This window comes from Nocardia sp. NPDC058499 (genome assembly GCF_042719915.1).
Lineage (GTDB): Bacteria > Actinomycetota > Actinomycetes > Mycobacteriales > Mycobacteriaceae > Nocardia.
In genome coordinates, this window is record NZ_JBHXMZ010000001.1 from 261,438 (window position 1) to 284,067 (window position 22,630).

At 67.6% G+C, this 22,630-nt stretch carries 19 protein-coding genes and 1 pseudogene; 10 read left to right on the forward strand and 10 right to left on the reverse strand.

Features of this window, described 5'->3' with window-relative positions:
- The 5 genes from nuoL (at position 1) to ACFWPH_RS01220 (ending at position 6,764) form a co-directional block, all read left to right on the forward strand.
- The gene (nuoL, locus tag ACFWPH_RS01200) at positions 1 to 1,887 is read left to right on the forward strand and encodes an NADH-quinone oxidoreductase subunit L (RefSeq protein ID WP_378747418.1); all 1,887 of its coding nucleotides are present in this window, start codon (positions 1 to 3) and stop codon (positions 1,885 to 1,887) included.
- Entirely contained in the window at positions 1,884 to 3,506 is a 1,623-nt protein-coding gene (locus tag ACFWPH_RS01205) for an NADH-quinone oxidoreductase subunit M (RefSeq protein WP_378747419.1), read from the forward strand. Before nuoL ends, ACFWPH_RS01205 begins: the two co-directional genes overlap by 4 nt.
- The gene (gene nuoN, locus ACFWPH_RS01210) at positions 3,496 to 5,118 is read left to right on the forward strand and encodes an NADH-quinone oxidoreductase subunit NuoN (RefSeq protein WP_378747420.1); all 1,623 of its coding nucleotides are present in this window, start codon (positions 3,496 to 3,498) and stop codon (positions 5,116 to 5,118) included. Before ACFWPH_RS01205 ends, nuoN begins: the two co-directional genes overlap by 11 nt.
- 137 nt (positions 5,119 to 5,255) lie before the next feature.
- Entirely contained in the window at positions 5,256 to 5,606 is a 351-nt protein-coding gene (locus tag ACFWPH_RS01215; protein WP_378747422.1) for a hypothetical protein, read from the forward strand.
- A 78-nt stretch (positions 5,607 to 5,684) separates the two neighbouring features.
- The gene (locus ACFWPH_RS01220) at positions 5,685 to 6,764 is read left to right on the forward strand and encodes a phosphotransferase (RefSeq protein WP_378747423.1); all 1,080 of its coding nucleotides are present in this window, start codon (positions 5,685 to 5,687) and stop codon (positions 6,762 to 6,764) included.
- 28 nt (positions 6,765 to 6,792) lie between these two features.
- Here ACFWPH_RS01220 and ACFWPH_RS01225 read toward each other — a convergent pair whose 3' ends face one another.
- Positions 6,793 to 7,998, reverse strand: a complete 1,206-nt coding sequence (locus ACFWPH_RS01225) for a PucR family transcriptional regulator (protein ID WP_378747424.1) — start codon at positions 7,996 to 7,998, stop codon at positions 6,793 to 6,795.
- A gap of 167 nt (positions 7,999 to 8,165) precedes the next feature.
- On the opposite strand from ACFWPH_RS01225, the gene ACFWPH_RS01230 reads away from it, so the two are divergent.
- Positions 8,166 to 9,881: an aldehyde dehydrogenase family protein gene (locus ACFWPH_RS01230; RefSeq protein WP_378747425.1), complete on the forward strand. Its 1,716-nt coding sequence runs from the start codon at positions 8,166 to 8,168 to the stop codon at positions 9,879 to 9,881.
- 20 nt (positions 9,882 to 9,901) lie between these two features.
- Positions 9,902 to 11,500: a GMC family oxidoreductase gene (locus ACFWPH_RS01235; protein WP_378747427.1), complete on the forward strand. Its 1,599-nt coding sequence runs from the start codon at positions 9,902 to 9,904 to the stop codon at positions 11,498 to 11,500.
- 9 nt (positions 11,501 to 11,509) lie between these two features.
- On the opposite strand, the gene ACFWPH_RS01240 is transcribed toward ACFWPH_RS01235, so the two are convergent.
- Together ACFWPH_RS01240 and ACFWPH_RS01245 are read right to left on the reverse strand one after the other, a co-directional pair.
- Positions 11,510 to 12,607, reverse strand: coding sequence for a DUF4185 domain-containing protein (locus tag ACFWPH_RS01240; RefSeq protein ID WP_378747428.1), 1,098 nt, complete (start codon positions 12,605 to 12,607; stop codon positions 11,510 to 11,512).
- Positions 12,608 to 13,307: 700 nt separating this feature from the next.
- Complete coding sequence (locus ACFWPH_RS01245; protein WP_378747429.1) at positions 13,308 to 14,009, reverse strand: class I SAM-dependent methyltransferase; 702 nt, start codon at positions 14,007 to 14,009, stop codon at positions 13,308 to 13,310.
- Positions 14,010 to 14,479: 470 nt separating this feature from the next.
- Here ACFWPH_RS01245 and ACFWPH_RS01250 point away from each other — a divergent pair, with 470 nt between their 5' ends.
- Complete coding sequence (locus tag ACFWPH_RS01250; RefSeq protein WP_378747431.1) at positions 14,480 to 15,229, forward strand: MHYT domain-containing protein; 750 nt, start codon at positions 14,480 to 14,482, stop codon at positions 15,227 to 15,229.
- Positions 15,230 to 15,245: 16 nt separating this feature from the next.
- Here ACFWPH_RS01250 and ACFWPH_RS01255 read toward each other — a convergent pair whose 3' ends face one another.
- The 6 genes and pseudogenes from ACFWPH_RS01255 to ACFWPH_RS01280 form a co-directional block, all read right to left on the reverse strand.
- On the reverse strand, positions 15,246 to 15,734 hold the full coding sequence (locus ACFWPH_RS01255; RefSeq protein WP_378747432.1) for a DUF1269 domain-containing protein: 489 nt from the start codon (positions 15,732 to 15,734) through the stop codon (positions 15,246 to 15,248).
- Between the two features lie 33 nt (positions 15,735 to 15,767).
- Positions 15,768 to 16,106: an SHOCT domain-containing protein gene (locus ACFWPH_RS01260; RefSeq protein WP_378747433.1), complete on the reverse strand. Its 339-nt coding sequence runs from the start codon at positions 16,104 to 16,106 to the stop codon at positions 15,768 to 15,770.
- A gap of 10 nt (positions 16,107 to 16,116) precedes the next feature.
- Positions 16,117 to 16,545: a DUF6325 family protein gene (locus tag ACFWPH_RS01265; RefSeq protein WP_378747435.1), complete on the reverse strand. Its 429-nt coding sequence runs from the start codon at positions 16,543 to 16,545 to the stop codon at positions 16,117 to 16,119.
- A gap of 104 nt (positions 16,546 to 16,649) precedes the next feature.
- A complete protein-coding gene (locus ACFWPH_RS01270) occupies positions 16,650 to 17,063 on the reverse strand; it encodes a hypothetical protein (RefSeq protein WP_378747436.1) in 414 nt (137 codons plus the stop codon).
- A gap of 88 nt (positions 17,064 to 17,151) precedes the next feature.
- A pseudogene (locus ACFWPH_RS01275) lies at positions 17,152 to 18,022 on the reverse strand (DUF389 domain-containing protein).
- Positions 18,023 to 18,223: 201 nt separating this feature from the next.
- A complete protein-coding gene (locus ACFWPH_RS01280; RefSeq protein ID WP_378747437.1) occupies positions 18,224 to 19,900 on the reverse strand; it encodes a SulP family inorganic anion transporter in 1,677 nt (558 codons plus the stop codon).
- Positions 19,901 to 20,431: 531 nt separating this feature from the next.
- Here ACFWPH_RS01280 and ACFWPH_RS01285 point away from each other — a divergent pair.
- On the forward strand, positions 20,432 to 20,665 hold the full coding sequence (locus ACFWPH_RS01285; RefSeq protein WP_280416170.1) for a hypothetical protein: 234 nt from the start codon (positions 20,432 to 20,434) through the stop codon (positions 20,663 to 20,665).
- 41 nt (positions 20,666 to 20,706) lie between these two features.
- Here ACFWPH_RS01285 and ACFWPH_RS01290 read toward each other — a convergent pair whose 3' ends face one another.
- Complete coding sequence (locus tag ACFWPH_RS01290) at positions 20,707 to 21,558, reverse strand: hypothetical protein (protein ID WP_378747438.1); 852 nt, start codon at positions 21,556 to 21,558, stop codon at positions 20,707 to 20,709.
- Between the two features lie 112 nt (positions 21,559 to 21,670).
- Here ACFWPH_RS01290 and ACFWPH_RS01295 point away from each other — a divergent pair, with 112 nt between their 5' ends.
- Positions 21,671 to 22,630 (forward strand): phosphatase PAP2 family protein, encoded by a 960-nt coding sequence (locus ACFWPH_RS01295; RefSeq protein ID WP_280463123.1) that lies wholly within the window; start codon positions 21,671 to 21,673, stop codon positions 22,628 to 22,630.

Below are 22,630 nucleotides of genomic sequence, written 5' to 3' on the forward strand. Positions count from 1 at the left end.
ATGGATACCGCAACGCTGTGGCTGCTGCCCGCCCTGCCCCTCGCCGGTGCCGCCGTACTTCTGCTCACGGGCCGTCGCGCCGATAGTTGGGGTCATTTGCTCGCGACTTTCGCCGCGCTGGCTTCTTTCGCCGTCGCGATCGTGGCCTTCGTGGGAATGCTGGGCCGCGCCGATCCGGACCGCGCGGTGTCGGCGGATCTGTTCAGCTGGGTTCCGGTGGCCGGGCTACAGGTCGATTTCGGGCTGGCCCTGGACCAGTTGTCGATCTGTTTCGCCCTGCTCATCACCGGCGTCGGCTCGCTGATCCATATCTATTCGGTCGGCTATATGAACGACGACCCCGGGCGCCGGCGCTTCTTCGCCTATCTCAACCTGTTCCTCGCGGCCATGCTGCTGCTGGTACTGGCGAACAACTACCTCGTGCTGTACCTGGGCTGGGAGGGTGTCGGTCTCGCCTCCTACCTGCTGATCGGGTTCTGGTACCACAAGCCGACCGCGGCGACGGCGGCCAAGAAGGCGTTCGTGGTGAACCGGGTCGGTGATATGGGGCTGGCGCTGGCCATGATGGTCATGTTCGCCACCTTCGGCTCGGTGGATTTCGACGCGGTCTTCGGGTCCGCGTCCGCCGCGAGCGACGCCACCCTCACCGCGATCGGGTTGCTCCTGCTGCTGGCGGCCTGTGGTAAATCCGCCCAGGTACCCCTGCAGTCCTGGCTCGGGGACGCGATGGAGGGCCCCACGCCGGTATCGGCGCTCATCCACGCCGCCACCATGGTCACCGCCGGGGTGTACCTGATCGCCCGCTCCAATCCGATCTACAACCTCGCGCCCAGCGCCCAGGCCGCGGTGGTGCTGGTCGGTGCGGTGACCCTGCTCTTCGGCGCGATCATCGGCTGCGCCAAGGACGACATCAAGAAGGCGCTCGCCGCGTCGACCATGAGCCAGATCGGCTATATGGTGCTGGCCGTCGGCCTCGGCCCCGCCGGTTACGCGGTGGCCATCATGCATCTGCTGACCCACGGCTTCTTCAAGGCCGGCCTGTTCCTGGGTGCCGGGTCGGTCATGCACGCCATGGACGACGAAACCGATATGCGCCGCTACGGCGGTCTGCGCACGCTGCTGCCGATCACCTACATCACCTTCGGGCTGGGGTATCTCGCGATCATCGGCGTACCACCGTTCGCCGGGTTCTTCTCCAAGGACCGCATCATCGAGGCCGCGTTCGCCGCCGAGGGGGTCGCGGGACCGATTCTGGGCACCGTCACCTTGATCGGCGCCGGACTCACCGCCTTCTACATGACCCGGGTCATGCTGCTCACCTTCTTCGGGGAGCGCCGCTGGAAACCCGATACCCACCCGCACGAATCCCCCGGTGTGATGACCGGACCGATGATCCTGCTGGCGCTCGGTTCCGTCGGCGCCGGTGCGGTTTTCGTCTGGGGATCGTCGCTGCAGAACTGGCTGGCCCCGGTCGTCGGCGAACACCACGGCGAACCTGCGCTGCCGGTGCCCGTGATCACCGGGCTCGCGCTCGGGGTGGTCGCGGTCGGTATCGGGCTCGCCTACCGGCAGTACGGTCGCGCGAAGGTGCCCGACACCGCACCGGCCGCGGTCTCCGCATTGACCGTGGCCGCCCGCCGTGACCTCTACGGGGACGCGGTCAACGAGGCGGCGTTCATGCGGCCCGGCCGGCACCTCACGCGGGCACTGGTTTACCTCGACAACCGCGGTATCGACGGACTGGTCAACGGTTGCGCCGCCCTCATCGGCGGACTGTCCGCGCGGGCCCGCCGAGTACAGACCGGATTCGTCCGTTCGTATGCCCTGTCCATGTTCACCGGCGCGGCCCTGGTGGCCGCCGCCCTGCTGGCCGTAAGGATCTGGTGAGCGCCGTGCCCTGGTTGACCGTGCTCTGGCTGCTCCCCGTGGTGGGCGCGGCAGTTGTGCTCCTGCTGCCCGCCGGCCGATCGAACCCGGCCCGCTGGACCGGACTGGTGTTCGCGGTGGCGACCCTGGCCGTGGCGCTCGGCGTCGCCATGGCCTTCCAGCCGGGCGGGGAACAGTTCCAATTCGTCGAATCCCACACCTGGATACCGGCGTTCGGCGCGGGCTATACCCTCGGCGTCGACGGAATCGCGCTGGTGCTCACGCTGCTCACCGCCGGACTGGTGCCGCTGTTGATCATCGCGGGCTGGCACGACGACCGCGAGGTGGGTTCCGGGAAACGCGCCGCGCATATCTATATCGCCCTCACCCTGCTGGTCGAGGGCATGGTGCTGGTCTCCTTCCTCGCCCTCGACATCCTGCTGTTCTATGTGTTCTTCGAGGCCATGCTCATTCCGATGTATTTCCTCATCGGCGGGTTCGGGCCCCGCACCGACAGCGCGCCCGCCCGGCAGCAGCGCTCGCGGGCCGCGGTGAAATTCCTGCTGTACAACCTGCTCGGCGGGTTGATCATGCTGGCGGCGGTGATCGGTCTCTACGTTCTCACCGTCCAGCAGGGTCTCGGCGCCGACGGGGCGGGCACGTTCGATCTGCGCACGGTGGTGGCGGCCGCGAATGCCGGCGAGCTCGGCGCCGGGCCGGCAGTGCTCAACGCCCTGTTCCTCGGGTTCATGTTCGCGTTCGCGGTGAAGGCGCCGCTGTGGCCGCTGCACACCTGGCTGCCGGATGCCGCGGTCTCCGCGACACCGGCCAGCGCGGTGCTGATGATGGCTGTGGTGGACAAGGTCGGGACCTTCGGCATGCTGCGCTACTGCCTGCTGTTGTTCCCGGCCGCCTCGGATACCTACGCCCCCTTGGTGATCGCCCTCGCCGTGATCGGCATCCTCTACGGTGCGCTCCTGGCCATCGGGCAGACCGATGTGATGCGGCTGATCGCCTACACATCGATCTCCCATTTCGGTTTCATCGTGCTCGGTATCTTCGCGATGACCAGCCAGAGCCAGACCGGCGCGACCCTGTACATGGTGAACCACGGTATTTCCACGGCGGCGTTGTTCCTGGTGGCCGGGTTCCTGGTGTCGCGCCGGGGCAGCCGGCTCATCGCCGATTACGGCGGAGTGCAGAAGGTGGCGCCGATACTGGCCGGGACGTTCTTCGTCGCCGGCCTGGCCACGCTGTCGCTCCCCGGCCTCGCACCGTTCGTCAGTGAGTTCCTGGTGCTCATCGGCACATTCAGCCGCTACCAGGTGGCCGCGATCCTCGCCACCGGGGCACTGGTGCTGGCCGCGATCTATGTGCTGTGGCTCTACCAGCGAATGATGACCGGGCCGGTGGCCAAGGGCAACGAGGGGATCCGCGATCTGGTGCCCCGGGAACTGGTCGTGGTGGTGCCGCTGGTCGGCGCCCTGATCTTCCTCGGGGTGTATCCGAAGCCGGTCCTCGATTTCATCGATCCGGCGGTGCATCAGACCCTCACCACCATCGGCAGTGTCGATCCCCCACCGCCGGTCCCGGTCCAACCGGAGGCGGCGAATACCGGAGGTGTGCCCCATGAGCGCTGATCCACGCGGCAGTGAGATCCTGGCCGCCTCGATACCCGCGCCGAGTATCGAATACCACGCACTGTCGCCGATTCTGATCGTCTTCGGAGCAGCCGTGCTGGGCGTTCTCGTGGACGCGTTCCTGCCGCGCTCGCGCCGGTATCCCACCCAGGTGGCGCTCACCCTCACCGCGCTGGTCGCTGCGTTGATCGCGGTCGTTCTCCTGTCCGGAACCAGGATGACCGCCGTCGCCGATGCGGTCGCCATCGACGGAGTGACACTGTTCCTGCAGGGCACGCTGCTGGTCGTGGGGATTCTGGCGGTGCTCTTCGTCGCCGAACGTGGACCGCTACCCCGGCCGCGGTCCGGCCCCGGTACCTGGAGTCGCGCGGCCGCCGTCCCCGACTACGGAATGGACGCGTTCACCCCGCAGGCGTCCGCGGTGCCCGGCAGCGGCGCCGAACGGTCCGCGGCGACAGCGGGTGTCACACCGACCGAGGTGTTCCCGCTTCTGCTCCTGGCCCTCGGCGGGTTGCTGCTGTTCCCGGCCGCGAACGATCTGCTCACGATGTTCGTTGCGCTCGAGGTGCTGTCGCTGCCGCTGTACCTGTTGTGCGGGCTGGCGCGCCGGCGACGGCTGCTCTCACAGGAAGCAGCGTTGAAATACTTCCTGCTCGGGGCGTTCTCATCAGCGTTCTTCCTGTACGGGGTGGCGCTGCTCTACGGCCAGGCCGGCACCGTCCGGCTCACCGGTATCGCCGAGGCGCTCGCGGCCGAATCCGGTTCACCCACGCTCGCGCTGCTCGGTATCGCCATGCTGGCGGTGGGTCTGCTGTTCAAGATCGGTGCGGTCCCGTTCCAGGCCTGGGTGCCCGATGTGTACCAGGGTGCGCCCACGCCGATCACCGCCTTTATGGCGGCGGCGACGAAGATCGCGGCGATCGGCGCCCTGCTGCGGGTGCTGCAGGTGGGAGTTGCCGAAATCGCCGACGACTGGCGGCCGGTGCTGGCCGCGGTCGCGGTGGCCACGATGGTGGTCGGTGCGGTGCTGGCGATCACCCAGACCGATATGAAACGTATGCTCGCGTATTCCTCGATCGCGCATACCGGTTTCCTGCTGACCGCGCTGGTCGCGGCGAACGACCGCGGGATCTCGTCGACGCTGTTCTATCTGTTCGTCTACGGATTGGGCACGCTCGGTGCGTTCGCGATCGTGAGCATGGTGCGCGAATCCGACGGCACCGAAGCCACCGTACTCTCGCGCTGGGCCGGTCTCGGCCGGCGCGCACCGTGGCTAGCGACGATGTTCGCCCTGCTCCTGCTGTCGTTCGCCGGGATCCCGGTCACGGCCGGGTTCGTCGCCAAGTTCGCGGTGTTCCAGGCGGCGGCCGCCGGTGATGCCGGGTTCCTCGTGATCGTGGGCGTGCTGGCGAGCGCGGTGGCCGCGTTCTTCTATATCCGCGTGATCGTGCTGATGTTCTTCACCGACCCGCCGGCCGATGCACCGGTCGTGGTCAGGCCACCGGCCACCATGGCGTCGATCGTGGTCGCCGCGGCCGCCACTTTGGTGCTGGGCATTGCGCCACAACCGTTGCTGGACATGGCCGGTCGCGCCGCGGAGTTCGTCGGCTGATCCGGCAGCGGGTGCGATATCGATCCGTCTTGCGCGCCGAGTCGATGGAAGGGCGGGTGCATACGGCCGGCCGGAGTCGACAGCTATTTACGACTCTATGTAGTAGCCGGCTCGGGGATCGAGTAGCGTTCCGTTGCATGGAACTCGTCTACAACGTTGTGGTCGTCACCCATCTGCTCGGGATGGCGGCCGTGGTCGGCGGATACGCCGCCGGGCGCCCCGGGGTCAACGAGGTGATGGTCTGGGGCGCACGGGCCCAGCTGATCACCGGTGTGATCCTGGTCGGGCTCGCCGAATCGGTGTCCTCGCTGGACAAAGACCTGAACATGATGAAGATCGGGATCAAACTGGTGATCTCGGTACTGGTGGCCGCGTTCGCGGAGATGGCGCGGGCCGATGCGAAACGCGGCAAGGATGCGGCCTGGATGCCGGATGCGGCAGGCGGACTCGCGATCGTCAATGTTCTGATCGCGGCACTGTGGACCTGATTCCGACTGTGCGGTAACACCAACAGTAATATCTTCGAACGTCGGGTGCGGCGGCCGGTCGCGCGGTAACGTTCGGCCATGGCGGATCCCCCGGACCTCGCGGTCGTCTCGCATCCGGCCGGCCTCACGAATGCCTGGCTGACGGCCGTGCTGGACGTCGCCGTTCTCGGCTTTTCGTATGAGCGCATCGGCACCGGACAGGTCAGCGATTGCTATCGAATCGCCGTCCACTACGCACCGGGCGCGGCCGGGCCCGCGTCGGTGATCCTGAAAGTCGCCTCGGCAGACCCGACCAGCCGGCAGACCGGGGCGGCGATGGGGTTGTACGACAGCGAGGTCCGCTTCTACCGCGAGCTGGTACCGCACCTGAGCCCGGGCCCCGTTCCTCGTTGCTATCACGCCGCCATCGACGCCGGGTCCGGCGCCTTCGATCTCGTACTCGAAGATGCGGTGCCCGCGGTGGCCGGTGACGAGATCCGTGGCGCCACCGTGGAACAGGCGCTGCGCGCGGTGACCGAGCTCGCCCGGCTGCATACCCTCGCCGCGGCGCGGCCGTCGCTGACCGAGGCCGACTGGCTCGAACGCGGGTCCCTGTTGAACGCCGAACTGCTGGCACAGCTGTATACGCTGTTCCTCGCGCGGTACCGCGAATACCTGACGGGCCCACAGCGTTCGGTATGCGATTCACTGGTCACCGGGTTCGACCACTACCTCGAGCTGATGAGTACGGAGCAGCGTGGTCTCGTGCACGGTGACTATCGCCTGGACAATATGTTGTTCGGGGCGACGGAGGCGGCACGCTCACTGACGGTCGTGGATTGGCAGGGGGTGATGGTCGCACCCGCACTCACCGATCTGGCTTATTTCCTGGGCGGTGCCTTGCCCGCAGAACTCCGCCGGGCACACTACGACGAACTCCTACAGGCCTATCATGCGGCGCTGGGCCCGCAACCGGCGCGCACCCCGGAGCAGATCCGGGAAGCGGTACGCCGGCAGAGTTTCATGGGCGTGATCATGTCCATCGCCGCCTCGGTTGTGGTGGAGCGCACCGATCGCGGCGACGAACTGTTCCTGACCACCCTGGCCCGGCACTGCGACCATATCCTCGATATCGGCGCATTGAACCTGCTGATCGCCACCGGCGAGAACGCGGACTGATCACCCGGGCGGCGAGCGCTCCTGCGGTTCAGGATTCCCGGCCGGTCCCGGCACTCAGCAGCGACCAGGCTTCCAGCGCCAGGTACAGCTCGGCGGACTGGCGCGGATCGGTGGTGTCGCGGCCGGTGAGATCGCGGATCTTCCGCAGCCGGTAACGCACCGTATTGCGGTGGCAGTGCATGGTTTCGGCGACCGCCGCGGCCGACCCCCCGCAGCGGTACCAGGCGTCGAGGGCCGCGATCAGGTCGTCACGTTCGGGACCCGGCAATTCAAGGACCGGCCCCAGGATCTGCGCCGCCGCCCGGCGGCCGGCCTCGGGCACGGCGATGAGCAGGTGACCGACGGGTTCCGCACCGAAGCGGACCGCACCGGCCACGCCGGTGCGTACGGAGCGTGCGGCCAGCCGCGCCTCGGCGAGCCCCGCGGGAATGGCCTGCGATGCCCAGAACACGGTGCTGATCCCGACCCGGTCGGCGACGACCGAGGATATCGTCGCGGCCGCACGGTCGATCGCGGCCGGGGAGGCCGCGGACAGCAACCCGATATACGCGTCGATCTGCGCATCCCAGACCGACCTGATGCCGAGGCCGTCCAATGCCGCGGAAAGCTTTGCCGGTAACGGCGCGGTGGGTTCGGTATCGATCGCGACGACGGCGAACGCGCCCCGTTCCGGAAATCCCAGCGTCCGCAGGACGTCGAGAACCCTGGCCGGGTTCCCGGAATGGTCGTCGAACAGGGTCCGGATGAGCCGGCTCTGGATCTGGGCGTCCGAATGCGCGAGCAGGACCTCGGTATCGCGGTAGGCCTCGACTGCGGCGTCGGAGTACAGGTCGATGAGTTCCCACAGATGCGTGGCCAGATCGTGCAGCCGCGGATCGCCGGGTCCGTTCGATCGCGCGGTCAGTTCTTCCCAGATGAGCCGGCCGCCGAGCCGGTAGGCGTGCAACAGGGCCGCGATCGGGACGCCCTGTTCGGCCTTCAGGCGCCCGGCCGCACGGGCCGGCTGCAACCGGAACGGGTGCGTACCGGCCAGGGCACCGATCACCGAGGCCAGGTTTTCCCGGCAGGTATGCGCCAACTGATCCTCGGTGAGCAGTCCGGCCTCTCCATAGGAAGGATCGGCCGCGGCGATGCGGCCCACGAGGATATCGGTCAACACCTCGATGGCATCCGACAGCCGGCCGGCCAATGCCGATGCTTCGGGCGCGGGTGTCACGGGTGCAGGCGTGGTCATAGGTGGCAGTGTACGCAGGAGGAGTGACTTAGGCCACGCCGACATTGTGCACAGGCACAATTATGGAGGGCAAGGTCCGCAACATCGACACATACCCTTCAGTCGTGAGCACAGTCACACTCGTCGGTGTCCGGATAACCGCGCGATTCTCATCAACGGAGTGCACCGTGCAGACAGAACAGCCCGCCGCGGCCGATACCGTTATCGACGCCGCCGTCTCCGACCTTGCCGTGGGCGAGCAGAAATGGTCGCGGCTACCACTGGCCGGCAGACGCGCCCTACTCGACCGGGTCCGCGCGCTCACGGGGCAGCATGCCCAGGAATGGGTCGGCGCCGCCGTGCGGATCAAAGGCCTGGATACCTCGTCACCGCTGGTGGGCGAAGAGTGGATATCCGGACCCTATGCGTTCGCGGGCGCTCTCGCCGCCGTCTCGCGCACTCTCGAATCGCTGGAGCAGGGCGTGAGCCCGCTCGCGAAGGCGAAGTTCGGCGCCGCTGGTAATCAGGTAGCCGTACAGGTGCTGCCCACGGGCCTGTACGACGAACTGCTGCTGAGCGGATTCAGCGCCGAGATCTGGCTGCAGCGGGGCGTCAGCTCGGCCGCGGCCAAGGCCAATGCCGGCCTCGCCCAGCTCGATCCGGCCCGCACGCACGGTATCGGCGCGGTCCTCGGCGCCGGCAATATCACATCGATTGCGCCGCTGGACACCGTGTACGAGCTCATCGCGCACAATCGGGTGGTCGCGCTGAAACTGAACCCGATCACCGATCCGCTGCTGCCGGTCTTCGAAAAGATCTTCGCTCCGCTGATCGACCTCGGGGTGGTGCGGATACTCACCGGGGGCGCCGATATCGGCGGGCGCCTGATCGCCCACGAGAAGGTCGCCCACGTCCATATGACCGGTAGCGCCGTTACTCATGACGCGATCGTCTGGGGTACCGGCCCCGACGCCGAGGCCCGCAAGTCCGCCGGAACACCGCTGCTGGACAAGCCGATCAGCAGTGAACTCGGCGGTGTCTCGCCGACGATCGTGCTGCCCGGCCGGTGGAGTTCGGCCGATCTGCAGTTCCAGGCCGAACATATCGCGACCCAGCGGCTGCACAACGGCGGCTACAACTGTGTGGCGGCGCAGGCGGTGATCGTCTCCGCTGATTGGCCGCAGAAGGACGAATTCCTGAAGGCTCTGGCCGCAGCCCTGGACCGGGCACCGGCCCGCCGTGCCTACTACCCCGGCAGCGACGACCGCGTGGCCGGGGCGCGCAGCACCTACCCCGATGCCCGGCGGCTGGGCGCACAGGGTGAACGCACACTGGTGACCGGGCTCGATCCGGCCGCCGCGGAGACGCTGTTCTCGACCGAATATTTCGCCCCGGTTCTCGGCGTGGTGGAACTGCCCGGTACCGGCGCCGCTTTCGCCGACGCCGCGGCGGATGCCGCCAACGAGCGGTTCACCGGAACGCTCGGTGTGAATATCGTGGCGCATCCGGACACCATCACGGCACTGGGCACCGAGTTCGACGCGCTGATCGAACAGCTGCGCTACGGCACCGTCGCGGTGAACGCGTGGACGGCGGTGGGTTACCTGACCCCGACCGCGAGCTGGGGCGCCTACCCCGGCCATACCCTCGACGATGTCCAGAGCGGTATCGGTGTCGTGCACAACGCGTGGTTGATCGACCGGATCGAACGCACCGTCGTCCGGGGCCCGTTCCGGCCCGCGCCGCGTTCGCTGCTGAACCGGGAATGGGCGCTGACCCCGAAACCGCCGTGGTTCGTCACCAACCGGACCGCCGCGCAGACCGGCCGCCTGCTCACCGCCTTCGCCGTCGAACCGCGCTGGTCGCGGCTGCCTGCCATTTTCGCCTCCGCCCTGCGCGGCTGACCCACGACTGGAGCACACCGATGAAAGCAGATACGGCGCTGCCGTCCACCGCCGACTACGTCGTTGTCGGCACCGGTTCGGCCGGTGCGGTGCTCGCGGCCCGGCTGAGCGAGAATCCGGGCAACCAGGTCGTCGCGCTCGAGGCCGGTCCGGAGGACTCCAACCGGTTCGCCCATATCCCGGCCGCGTTCTCCAAACTCTTCGGGGGCGAATGCGATTGGGGCTACCTGACCACCCCGCAACCTGAGCTGGGCAACCGCCAGATCCTGTATCCACGCGGGAAGCTCCTCGGCGGCTCGTCGTCGATGAACGCCATGATGTGGGTGCGCGGGTTCGCCGCCGACTACGACGAGTGGGCCGCCGCGGCCGGTGATGCCTGGTCGTTCGCCCATATCGTCGAGTATTTCAAGAAGATCGAGGCCGTGGAGGGTGCGTCCGAACCCGACGAGGGCCGGACCGGGCCGCTGGCGGTCTCACACCAGCGCACCGCGAATCCGTGGACGGGGAAATTCCTGGCGGCCGCCGAACTCGCCGGTTTCAAGAACGAGCGGGCCAATACCGCGCAGCCGGAAGGCTTCTCCCAGACGATGGTCAACCAGAAACGCGGGGCGCGGTGGAGTACCGCCGACGCGTATCTGAAACCGGCGCGGCGCCGGCCGAATCTGACCGTGGTCACCGAGGCGCACGCGAACCGGGTCCTCTTCGAGGGCACCCGCGCCGCCGGCGTCGAATATCGAAAAGGCAATCGCGTTTTCACCGTCCGGGCCCGGAAAGAGGTCGTGCTCTGCGGTGGCGCGATCAACACCCCGCAATTACTGATGCTCTCCGGTATCGGTGACGAACAGCAGTTGCGGGCGCATAATATTCCGGTGCTGCAACATATTCGGGATGTAGGCCGCAATATGAGCGATCACTTGGTTTCGCTCATCGGTTTCGGTGTCGATTCCGGGACTCTCTTCGATGCGGAGAAACCGCGCCAGTTGCTCGATTATCTGCTGCGGCGCCGGGGATTGCTCACCTCGAATGTCGGCGAGGCCTATGGCTTTGTGCGCAGCCGGCCCGACCTCGAATTGCCCGACCTCGAACTCATTTTCGGGCCCGCGCCGTTTTTCGACGAGGGGATCGGTGTGGCCCCGGGCCATGCCGTCGCGCTCGGCCCGATTCTGCTACGCCCGCGCAGCCGCGGAACGGTCACCCTCACCGGCGCCGACCCTGCCGCCAAGGCCCTCGTGGACCCGAAGTACCTGTCCGACATCGAGGGCGCCGATCGTGCCGCCATGCTCGAGGGTCTGCGGATCGCGCACCGGATCGCCCGCACCACACCGCTGGGTCCCGAACTCGGCCCGTTCCTGCAGCCCAAACGGGAGCGCGAAACCCTCGACGAAACCCTCGAAGAGGCGCTGACCTGGCATTCCCACACCCTGTACCACCCGGTGGGCACGTGCCGGATGGGTAGCGATTCCGGCAGTGTGGTGACGCCCGACCTGAGGGTGCGCGGCGTCGAGGGGCTACGGGTGGCCGACGCTTCGGTGATGCCGGCGATCATCCGCGGCCATACGCACGCACCCGCGGTGGTGATCGGCGAGAAGGCGGCCGATCTGCTGGCAACCACCCGCTGAATCCGCCGTTCAGGCCGATAGACCCGTCCACTGCGTGGCGGTGTACGGGCCGGATCCGGCGATACCGGTCCACCGGCTGATCACCGCGGTCAGATTGTCGGGCGAGGGTGACCCGGGGTGCAGATACCCGCCGTAGAGGTTCGGCAGTTGCGGACGATCCGCATGCGCCGGCGAGGCCGTGACGTCGTGCACGACCTGCGTTTTCGCGGCAGACCACAGCGCGTCCGGACGCGGCGCGGTACGGGTGCGCACGCTCAGGTCGGTGCAGTCGAAGTACGCCATCACATAGACCGGGCCGATACGTTTGACGGAGAATTCGCCCAGGTTGTTACCGGGGCCGAAGATCGGGGTCGGAGCCTGCCGGGCGGCGGGATACCAGCCCCATTCTCCGTCGACGTGGGCCCAGTTCTGCTGGGCGGCGAAATCGCCGTGGAAGAAGTCGGCGGGGTCGTAGCGGAAGAGCTGGATACAGCCGCGGTCGTGGCGGAAGTGGTGGCTGCCGTTCCATGGTTTGGCGAAGATGTACAGGTAGCCGTCGGGGTCGATACCGGCAAAAGTCCACATACCGTAAGGGTTCCCGTTGATCCCGAGCGCGGCGCCGTGCCAGTGGTGCGGGAAGTCCTGCCAGGTGACACCGTAGTCGTCGGAGTAGGCGATCCCGGAGAACGCCGAGCCGTCGGTATCCGAGTTCGGCGGAACCCAGGTGTGCACGGAGGTGTACTGGACGAAGGTGCGGCCACCGAATTCGATGGCGTCGTTAGGTATACGCGAGACCTCCGTGACACCGAATCCGTTGTCCGCGTGGTGCCGGTAACCGAACAACTGCCCGGCCGGTCGATCTCCCGGCAGGGGGCGGCTGAATTCGATGGGGCGGGCACCGGACGGGTCGAAGTCGTCCTCGATCAGGATCAGCGGGGAACCGAGGTAGTCACCGGATTGCCCCGGCCCCCGCCAGCAGTCGCCCCAGAGATAACCCCAGGTGCCGTCGTGGGCGCGGCGATAGGGGATACACAGGTCGCCGGACCCGAGCCCGCATCTGCTCGCCGAGTCGGCGGGGTCGTCACACAGCGGGGTGCCGCTTCGAGCAATATCGTCGATTCCGGACATCTCCCCCAGGGTAGCCGGTACTGCCGCCGGCCGAATATCCGACGGCCCCAATCATATTGACACCGGCGTTTACGCAAGCTTTTTCGACAGATATAAGAACAGCCCGCCGGATTTCAGTTCCGGCGGGCCGTTCCTGCAGGTCTACCTGCGTACACGAGCCACTTGTCACTCGGCGGAGAAGCTCGTCAGATCGCCGAATCCGCTGAAAATGCTCCCGAACGCACCCAGCAGAGTCCCGAGGTTTCCCAGGTCGACAGAACCCATTTCCTTCTCCAATCAATCATCCAACCGGCGACGCCCTGTGCGTCGCTCACATTGGTAGTGCCGTAATTAGAACGTACCCGATCCGTTTTGCAAACGTGATACGAAACCGAGGTTAATAGAAATCAAATTCGAGCGCGGCCAGAATTCGATGCGTGGAATTACACGAGTGTATTACATCGAATTATCCTGCGCGAGCGAATTACTCGTATAATTACGGAAATAACGGACATTTCCGAATTCTGTCGGCGCTCGGGCCTACCCACGGCAGGCGACTGCGGGCACCTACAGCTTCCACATCGGAAGGTGGCGAACCCGGCTGTTCAACCGGAGTCGGTCGCCGCAACCCCACCGGCGCCGCTCGCGGTGCCCGCTCCAGAACCTCGAAGCACCCGAGTTGCCCGGCCCACGACCCGGGCCGGGCACTACATGAGCCGGATCAACCCAGATGCGCCGAGAGCAGCCAGGCGGGAACCGATTTGCGGCCGTGCGGTTCGTCGCGCATGGCCTCCAGCCGGAAGATCGGGTTGCCCGTCGGCGCCTCCAGTGCGGCAGCGGGGATCTTGCCGTGGATCCGCGCCGGTTCGATCTCGTCGACCACCCAGTACCTCGCGACCGCCGTTCGCAGCTCGTCGGCGGAAACCGGCGCCGGTCCCGGCCCCGAGGCCTCGGGGAAGGCGGCGCGGTCGAAGACCAGCGCGAAGTAGGAGGCGCCCGGCGCAGCAGCCCGGGCGATCGAACGCAGGTAGCCGTCCCGCGCCTCGACCGGTATCGAATGGAACAGGGTGCTGTCGGCGACGGTACCGAACCGGCCGTCGTAGCCGGTGAACGAGGTGATATCCGCAACCTCGAAGGTGGCATTGCCCAGTCCGCGGCGGCGGGCTTCGGCGCGGGCCGAGGCGATCGCGGTCGGCGCGAGGTCCAGCCCGACGGTGGTGTAGCCGCGGGCGGCGAGGTCCAGCGAGATCGCACCCTCGCCGCATCCGGCGTCGAGGATTTCGCCGTGGAACCGCCCCTGTTCGATGAGCGCGGCGAGCGCGGGTTGCGGTTCGCCGATACTCCACGGCGGTGCGGCGCCCTGCCCGAACGGCCCGCCGGTGCGGTAGATGTCCTCGAATTCGAATTCGCCCGAAGTAGTCATGCCCAATGACTATCAGTCGGGCCCACCGGTGTACATGTAACCGTTCGGCGATATCCGCCGATACCCATTGACGGGCGCTCACCGGGAACCCGTCAGTTGTGCGGCTTCGACACGGTTCGCGCACGCCTGGTTATGCCATGGCTACCGCAGGTGTCGACTCGCCCGGCCCATTCCGGTTTCGGATCACCCGGACTCCGCGTCACTCGAGAAGTCTCCGACGGACAGACCCGAAGAGGCACGAAACATCCTACGACTAGCGGGGTTTCGCCACAATCGGTTGACACTCCGATAGACATCCCCATGTTCCGGCTACCCCATACAGAGAATGCAATATTGCGTATTCACAGTGCACAAACAGCAGATGTGACACATAACACCGCGAATCGGCAAATAATCAGCACACCACTCCGAACACGCTGTCGTACTGTCTATCTCACACAACAGGACCGGGATTTCCGGCGGAAAATTGGATGGACATGCTTCACCTGGAACACTTCGCGCTGGGCTGGCTCACGCCGGCGCTGGCGTATTTTCTCTCGGCCACCGGCTGCGCCATCGGACTCCAGTGCACCAAACAGGCTCGCCGGGGGCGGCGCCGGCTCGGCTGGCTGACCATGGCCTCGATCGCCATCGGAGGGACCGGTATCTGGGTCATGCATTTCGTTGCGATGCTCGGCTTTTCGATCGACGGCGCCCAGATCCGCTTCGACGTCCCGCTCACCGTACTCAGTGCGGCCCTCGCGATCGGGGTCGTCGGCGTCGGCCTCTACCTGGTGAGCACCCCCGGTTCGGGACTCGCCATCCTGCTCACCGGCGGGGTGATCACCGGCCTGGGCATCGGTGCCATGCACTACACGGGTATGGCGGCGATGCAAACCGACGCCCAGATCGAATACGACCCACTCCGTATCGCCCTCTCCCTGCTGATTGCCATGGGCGCGGCCACCGTCACCCTGTGGTTCAGCCTGCGCTCCTGGGGTGCGGTCTCCACGGTGGGTGCGGCACTGGTGATGGCCGCGGGCGTGGCGACCATGCACTACACCGGTATGTCCGCCATGCACGCCCATGCCGCGACCCACTCCACGGAACCCGAGGGCGCCGAGGCGCTGGAAGTACTCGGCCCGCTGATCGGCGCGATCAGTGTCGTCACCGTCGGGCTCCTCATCGGCATCAGTATGACGCTGACCGATCCACATCGACGGTCGGCACCGGAGCGCTGAGGGCGCGGCACCGGATTCACTCGGCGAACGCCCGGCGCAAATTCTGCTCCTGCTCATGCGAGAGGTTGGTGGATACCAGTTCCGGGCTCTGCCCGTGGAATTCGTCCCGGACCCGATCCATCACGGCATCCGAGCTCAGGACGAACAGCGCCGAAGTGCCCGGCGTGATCCGGGTGGTCACTTCCTTGATGAACTTGTCGTCGATACCGACATCCGCCAGCGCCCCGGCCAACGCGCCCACCCCGGCGCCGACAGCGGCCCCGATCAACGGGACGAAGAACGCGATCCCGAACAGCAGCCCCCAGAACACACCACCCAGTGCACCCGGCCCGGCGAGGCTACGCAGCTGCCGTGTTTTCGGCTTACCGGCCTCCGGTGGCCAGCTCACGACGGCGGCATCGTGCAGCGTGATGAGCCGGCGGCGGCGCAGATCCTGCAGCGTGGCGACAGCGGTGTCGGCTCCGGTCTCGGTCGGGAACTTCCATACGGTCAATGTTCCGGCCACAGCAGCCTCCTCACTTCCACCGCGGTACAGCCCTCAGCCGAGCAATTGCCGTTTCGCCGCGGCGAATTCGTCGTCGGAGAGCACACCCGAGGCGTGGAGTTCACCGAGTCTGTGCAGTTTGTCGACCAGGTCCGCCGATTCCGCGGCCGCGGGCGCCGGGGCGGGCCGGGCGTACGGATCCGGTTGACCGTACTGCTGCGGAGGTGGCGGCGGCGCCTGTTGCGCGGCGTAGGCCTGGCTCTCCGCCGCCCGCCGCTGCGCGTGCCGGTCGACCGCATTCGCTGTCGCGCGGGCGGTACCCGCCACAACGGCGGTGCGGGCCACCGTGCCGAGCAGCCCCGGCCGGCCGATACGTCCTGCACGGAACACCATGGGATTCTCCTTATCGAGTGGCCGCCGACAATGCCGCCGTCACGGCATCGCGGGGTATCTGCACGTGCAGCGCGACCTCGCCACCGGCACCGCGTACCGTGCCGGCCAGCTTGCGGGCCCAGGTCTCCTCGTAGGCGATGACGACCGCGGACGTTCCGGGTTCCATCGCGGCCCGCACGACGTCGAGGTCCTCGTCGCTGACCAGGCCGCGGGAATCCACGGTGAGCCCGTCGAGCCCGATATCGGTGAGCGATTCGTCCACTTCTACCTGGCCCAGGTTGCCTTTTTCGTCCATCGCCAGATAGACGAGGTCGAGGACCGTGACATAGCCGCGGTCCACCACCTCGGCCAGTGCGGAGGTCACCGACCGGTCGATCCGTGCGCCGGGGAAGGAGAGAACGACCAATTCGACCGGGCCGAGATCCGATGTGTAGGTCATGGCGTCATGGTGGCGCCCCGGCCACCGCAGGCGCATCACCCGCCGCGGATGAGGTCGCCCGGCCGGGCGGCGGATCTCGTGTACCCGGGTCGCCCGGCCCCGGCTCATCGCCGGTCCGGGGTCCAGGTGGTCACGGCCCAGATCACCACGATGTCGAGGGCTATCACGAGAATCGACCACCACGGGTAGTACGGGAGCCACAGGAAGTTCCCGACGATGGACAGGGCCGCCAGGAATACCGCGGTGACCCGCGCCCACACCGCCCCGGCCAGCAGGCCGACGGCCGCGATCACGATGAGTGCGCCCACCACGATATGCACCCATCCCCAGGTCGTGGTGTCCAGCTGGTACAGGTAATCCGGTCCTTCGGCGAAAAGGTCGTCGGCGGCGACGGCGGAACCGCCGGCGAAAATGGACAGCACCCCCACCGTCAGCAGCAGTACCGCGACCCCCAGCGAGGTCACGGCGGCCACACCCTGTGAGACCGGGTTGCGCGACGAACCTGTCGTATGCGTCATGAGTCCTCCTCGTCCGATTCCCCGGGAACAGATATGCCGTATCCGCGACGGCGGCCGCGTCACCCGGGGCGGATGAAGTCGCCGGCCCTCAGTTCGCGATCCGGCTGCCGACCGTATGCACGAGCACGACATCGGGATGCCAGGGCACCAGATCGTGCACCGACCGTTCGAGGCGGTCGGTAGGGGGTAGTTCGCCCGGCGACAGCACCTGGATCGTCGCGGTATCCGATTGCAGACTCACATCGGTGACCTGCGCGCCGGGCACATCCGCCAGCCAGTTCCGGGTCGCGTCGGCGATCTGGTCGGCCCACAGCGAGGACAGCGAATTCACCACCATCGGGACGGCCACCACGATCAGGCCGGCCGCCGATACCGCGTACGCACGTCCGCGCCGCCGGGCGCTCGCCCCGGCTTCGGCCGGATACCCGGTGATCACCAGTACGACGGTGGCGGTGATGACCATGGCGACCATACGCGATCGCCACCCCGGGCAGCACATCACCGACATCGCGCCGGATGATCGCCACCACGCCCACCAGCCCGGTGGCCAGCGCCGCGGTGAGATCCATCAGTTTCGGTGATGTACGGCCGATCACCTGCGAGTTCGACAACACATTCGTCGGGTTCGGCAGTACCTGCGCGAACAGGAAACCCACGAGAACGACCAGGACGATCCCGGCCAGAACGAGCAGCAGGCTGCGGGCGACGAGTTCTCCGCGGCCGGTGGCGATACCGAGACCCACGCCGAGGATCGGCACCGACAGCGGGGCGACGATCATCGCGCCGATCACGGTCGCGGTCGAATCGCCGACCACCCCGGACGCGGCGATGATGCCGGACAGGGTCAGCATGATCCAGAAAGCGGAACGCTTCGTGGTCGTTTCGCCGATGCCCAGGTCGAGCCGGTCGGTGAGCTCGTCGAGCGTGCGGCGTCGGCTTGCCGGGACCAGTAGGGACATGGGCGTGACCTCGATCCGGTTCGCGCGGCACACGAGCGGCGTCGTATCCGGCCGCCCGCCTGCTCGGCTGTCCGTCGATAGTGCCCAGCGGTCCGCGGAACAGCCTCATCCACGAAGGGTGAAACCAGCGCGCGACCACCCGGCGGCGACGAGCAGCAGCAGGGCGTCCACCGCTGCCACGGTGGCCGGCGCGCGGATCGGTCACGTGTCCGGTTCGTGCACCCGGATCCTGGCCTGGGCGTAGGCGGCCAGGGTCGACTCGCCGATGGTCGGGGTCGCGGGGAAGAATTCGACCCGGACACCTTGGCGGTCCAGCAGATTGTCGGTCCAGCGCTCCCGGATCCGCGGATCCACTCCGCTGAGATACAGGGCACCACCGGCATTTTCGAGCCGGCGCACATAGTCACCGACCACGGCGAGGAAGGTTGCGCTGGCCGACGTTCGGCCGCGCAGCCGCAGGATGACCACCGGACCGTGCGTACCGGTGGGGTCGGGCAGGTTGGCCTGCAACGTGCGGGCACCGGCGTAGAAAAGACTGCCGTACACATCGAGGATGACGATCTCGTGATCGTCGAGGCGGATGGGTGCGGGCACCTCCACGAGATGGCCGTTGTCGACCCGCAGCCGCACGACCCGCAGATCGAGTGCCTCCCGGTTCAGTTGCAGGATCAGCGACAGCGCCACCCCGATCCCCACCGCCGCGCTCACCGGAAGCAGCAGCGTGGCCAGGAAGGTCGCGGCGAGCGCTATCCGGGAGGTCGAACCGCTGCTCCAGATCGCCGACAGCCCACCAGGTTCCAGCGCACCGGCCGCCGCCACGATCAGGATCGCCGCCAGTGTCGGCATCGGAACCTTGCCGACCAGTGGGGCAAAGGCAACCAGAATCCCCAGCAGCCAGGCACCGGACAGGATGGCGCCCCAGCGGGTGTGGGCGCCGGCGGTGGTATTGAGCGCCGTCTGCCCCAGCGAGCCCCCGACCGGCATACCGCGGAACAATGCGGCCGCGATATTGCCGACACCCTGAGCCGCGAAGTCGCGGTTCGGGTCGGACGGCGACCCGTCCCGGTTCGGGACCGCCTGGGCCACCCCGGCGCCCTGCACCAGCACGATCACGGCGACCGCCGCGGCACCGCCGAGCAGTGACGGGGTCAGCGCGGCCGGATCCGGGATACGCGGAAGCGGAAACCCGCTCGGAATCGCGCCCACGTCCGATACCCGGGTCACCGAACCCCAGCCCAGGGCGACCATCAGCACGGTGGGAAAGACGAGGGCGGCGAGTGGCGCGACCAATCGCCACCGGGTCCGGGCCAGGACGAGCAGCAGCCCGAGCGCGAACAACCCGACCACGAGGGAGGGGATATCGATATCACCCGGGTGGGTCAGTACATGTACGGCCTTCAACAGCGCGATCGACGACCCCGCCGACACCCCGGTCAGCTGCGCCAGCTGACCGAAAACGATATTCGCCGCGATCCCGGCCAGAAAGCCGGTCATCACGGAATGCGAAACGAACCGGGTGTAGCGGCCCAGCCGCAGCACTGCGGCCGCGATCATCACACAACCCGCGAACAAGGTCAGCAGGATGAGTGCGGCGGACCGCTGTTCGGGCGCAACCTCGGCCAACGCCGAACCCGCGGCCAGCGCCGACGCGCTGGTCGCAGTGACCACCATCAACCGGGTGCTGGTGGTGGAACCACCGAAGACGCGACCCGCCATACTCGCGTACAGCCCGTGCACGGGGCTCACACCGGCCAGCGCCCCCGCCGCCATCCCGTCCGGCACACTGGCCACCGCACCGGAGAGGCCCGCGAACACATCGGCACGCTGGATCCGCTCGCGTGGCAGTAATCCGCGCAGCCGCCGGAATACGGGCTTCATAGGCAATCCACCCCCGAGCCCGCCGGGCAGGGTGATGAATCGGTCCGGACCGGGGTCATCACATCCCCGGTGACCTCGAACCGGCGGGCCGCGGGACACGAATGGGATCGGCTGAGTCCTCGGCGCCGCCGAGGCCGGCGTCTCGGGTCGGGTCTGCGAGCCGCACGGCCCGAGTGCGCCGGGCATCGGCCATGGGTACACCAGTCCCCTCGCGAGCACTGAGCTCGGAGGCTCCGTGGGGGGTGGCGGCCGCCGTGGTCCCGGGCGCTGCGGATATCGATCCGGCACCGAGTGGGCCGCCGCCCGCCGACGCGGCCGGGCCCGCTGTTTCCCGACGTTGCATGTCGCCATCTTCGCGCTCCATCCGGCGTGGTCGCATCACCCGCCCGGGGTGATCAACCACGGTCGCGTCCACGCAGTCTTCGGCATGCCCACAGGGCGTGTTTGCCCGGCACCGCGCCGGGTACGGCCCCGATGACACCAGGCCGATGGCACGGTCCGTCGGCCGATAACGCCTGGGAGGTGTGGACGATGGCCATCTGCGTTACCTGCGGCAACGACTACGACAAGACATTCACTGTCAGCCGCGACGGACAGTCGTGGACATTCGACAGTTTCGAATGTGCCGCGAGCGAACTCGCCCCGGTCTGCGCGCATTGCAGCTGCCGGGTACTCGGCCACGGTGTCGAGGCAGCGGAACAGATCTTCTGCTGTGCGCACTGTGCGCGCCGGGCCGGGCACGCGTCACTGGCCGATCACGCGTAGACCTGGCCGAGCAGGGGCCGGACCCCTGGCACCGGCAGCGCTCACTCCAACCGCCGCCGCGCCCGCTCCAGTTCGGTGGTCGCACTGCGGACCTCATGGCGGGCGGCACGCTCGGCCTGCCGGGCGAAACGCTGCTGTTCTTCGGCAGCGGCGAGGTCGGCGCGGAGTTCCGCGAGCCGCTCTTCGCTGCGCCGGAGGTCCTCGGCGGCCTGCCGGGCGTCGTGTTCGGCAGCTTCCAGTGCGCGTTGTGCCTGCCGTTCGGCGGCTCGTAACTCCTCCGCTCGGCGCTCCCGGCGTCGCGCCTCGTCGTCATCGGAACGCTTACCGCCCGCGCGTTTCGCGGATGTTTTACGCCCTCGGGGTTCGTTGTGCGCCTCGGCGGTATCTTCGTCCTCACGCACGACGGTGAGGTCCGGTCCCACGGGGCCGAACCCCGCGTAGTTCGCCGCCAACGCCAGCGTCGCCGTGCGGACCCGTTCGGCAATTTCGGGATCGGCGAGGGCGGCGGTCAGGGTCTCGCCGACCTGGCGGAGTACCGCATCGGTCACCTGTTGTCCGTGCTCGGCGGCGACCGTGCCGGCCCGGGCGGCGAGCGCGTCGACCACCTGCCGCCGCTGCGCGGTGAGCGACCGCAGTTGTTTTCCGGACAGTTCCCGCTGCGCGGTACGCAGATCCGCACCCAGCCGCAGCAGGGCTTCGACCTCGTCGGGAGCCGCGTGCACCAGCATGTTCACCGTCCACGCCGCCACCGTGGGTTTGCGCAGGGCCGCGATATCGGCGGCCAGTTCCTTGTCCCCTGCCTCCCGGGCGGCCCGCACCTGTTCGTTGCGCGCGGCCACGAATTCCGCGGGCGTTCGCCCGTACAGATCCGCGGCCACTTCGCCCAGGGTCATACCGCCCGAGCCTACTGCGCGCGGCGGCAGGGACGGCCCCGGCTCGGCGGTGGATGTCATTTCCCGGTGGCCGCTCGTTCACCCCGCGGCCGACTGATGGAAAACTGGTGAGATGGGTGCCCCCGCAATCGAGGCGCCGACCGGGCAGCGGCCGCGTTGGCTGCTGCGCAGCAGTGTGTGGTCGGCCTATCTGCTGGCATTGGCGGTTGTCACCGTCGTGTTCGGACTGCCGACCGACCGGATATACCAGGCGGTCTGGATCATCGTCGGTATCGCCGCGTTCAATCCGGATCGCCCGTGGCGTGAGCATGTGCGCACGCTGATCGATTGGGTTCCGCTCATCGCCGCGCTGGTGGTCTACGACCACACCCGCGGTATCGCCAACACCCTCGGGATGCCGGTGCGTGTCGAGGAATTGGTGACCGCGGAGAGCTGGTTGTTCGGCGGCACGATCCCGACCGTGTGGTTACAGGACCACCTGATCCACGAGGGTGCGCAACCGTGGTGGACCCTGTTCACGGGGATGGTCTACACCAGCCATTTCGTTCTTCCCTGGCTGATCGCCGCGATCTTCTACGTGCAGGCGCGGGAACGCTGGTCGAAGTACATGCGCCGGATCGTGCTGCTGTCCTACCTCGGGCTGCTGACCTATGTGCTGCTGCCCGCCGCTCCCCCGTGGTATGCGGCCCGCGAGGGCGTGCTCGGCGCCGAGGTCTACCGGGGAACCGGGTTCGGGTTCCATCTGGTATCGGTGGATGTCAGTGGGGACTGGCTTGCGGCGCAGGGGAATCCGGTGGCGGCCCTGCCGTCGTTGCACTCCGCCTTCGCCCTGCTGGTGACGGTTGCGCTGTGGCCGCTGGCCCGGAACTGGTGGTGGAAGATCCCGCTGGCGCTGTTCCCCTTGGCAATGGCGTTCACGCTGGTCTACGGGGGCGAGCACTATGTGGTCGATGTGCTGGCGGGCTGGGCGTATGTCGGGCTGACGATTCTGCTGGCCCGCGCCTGGGAACGACGGCGCAAACCGGCCGGACCACCTGCCGAGCCCGAGCCGGATGCGCAGCCGGCGCCGTAA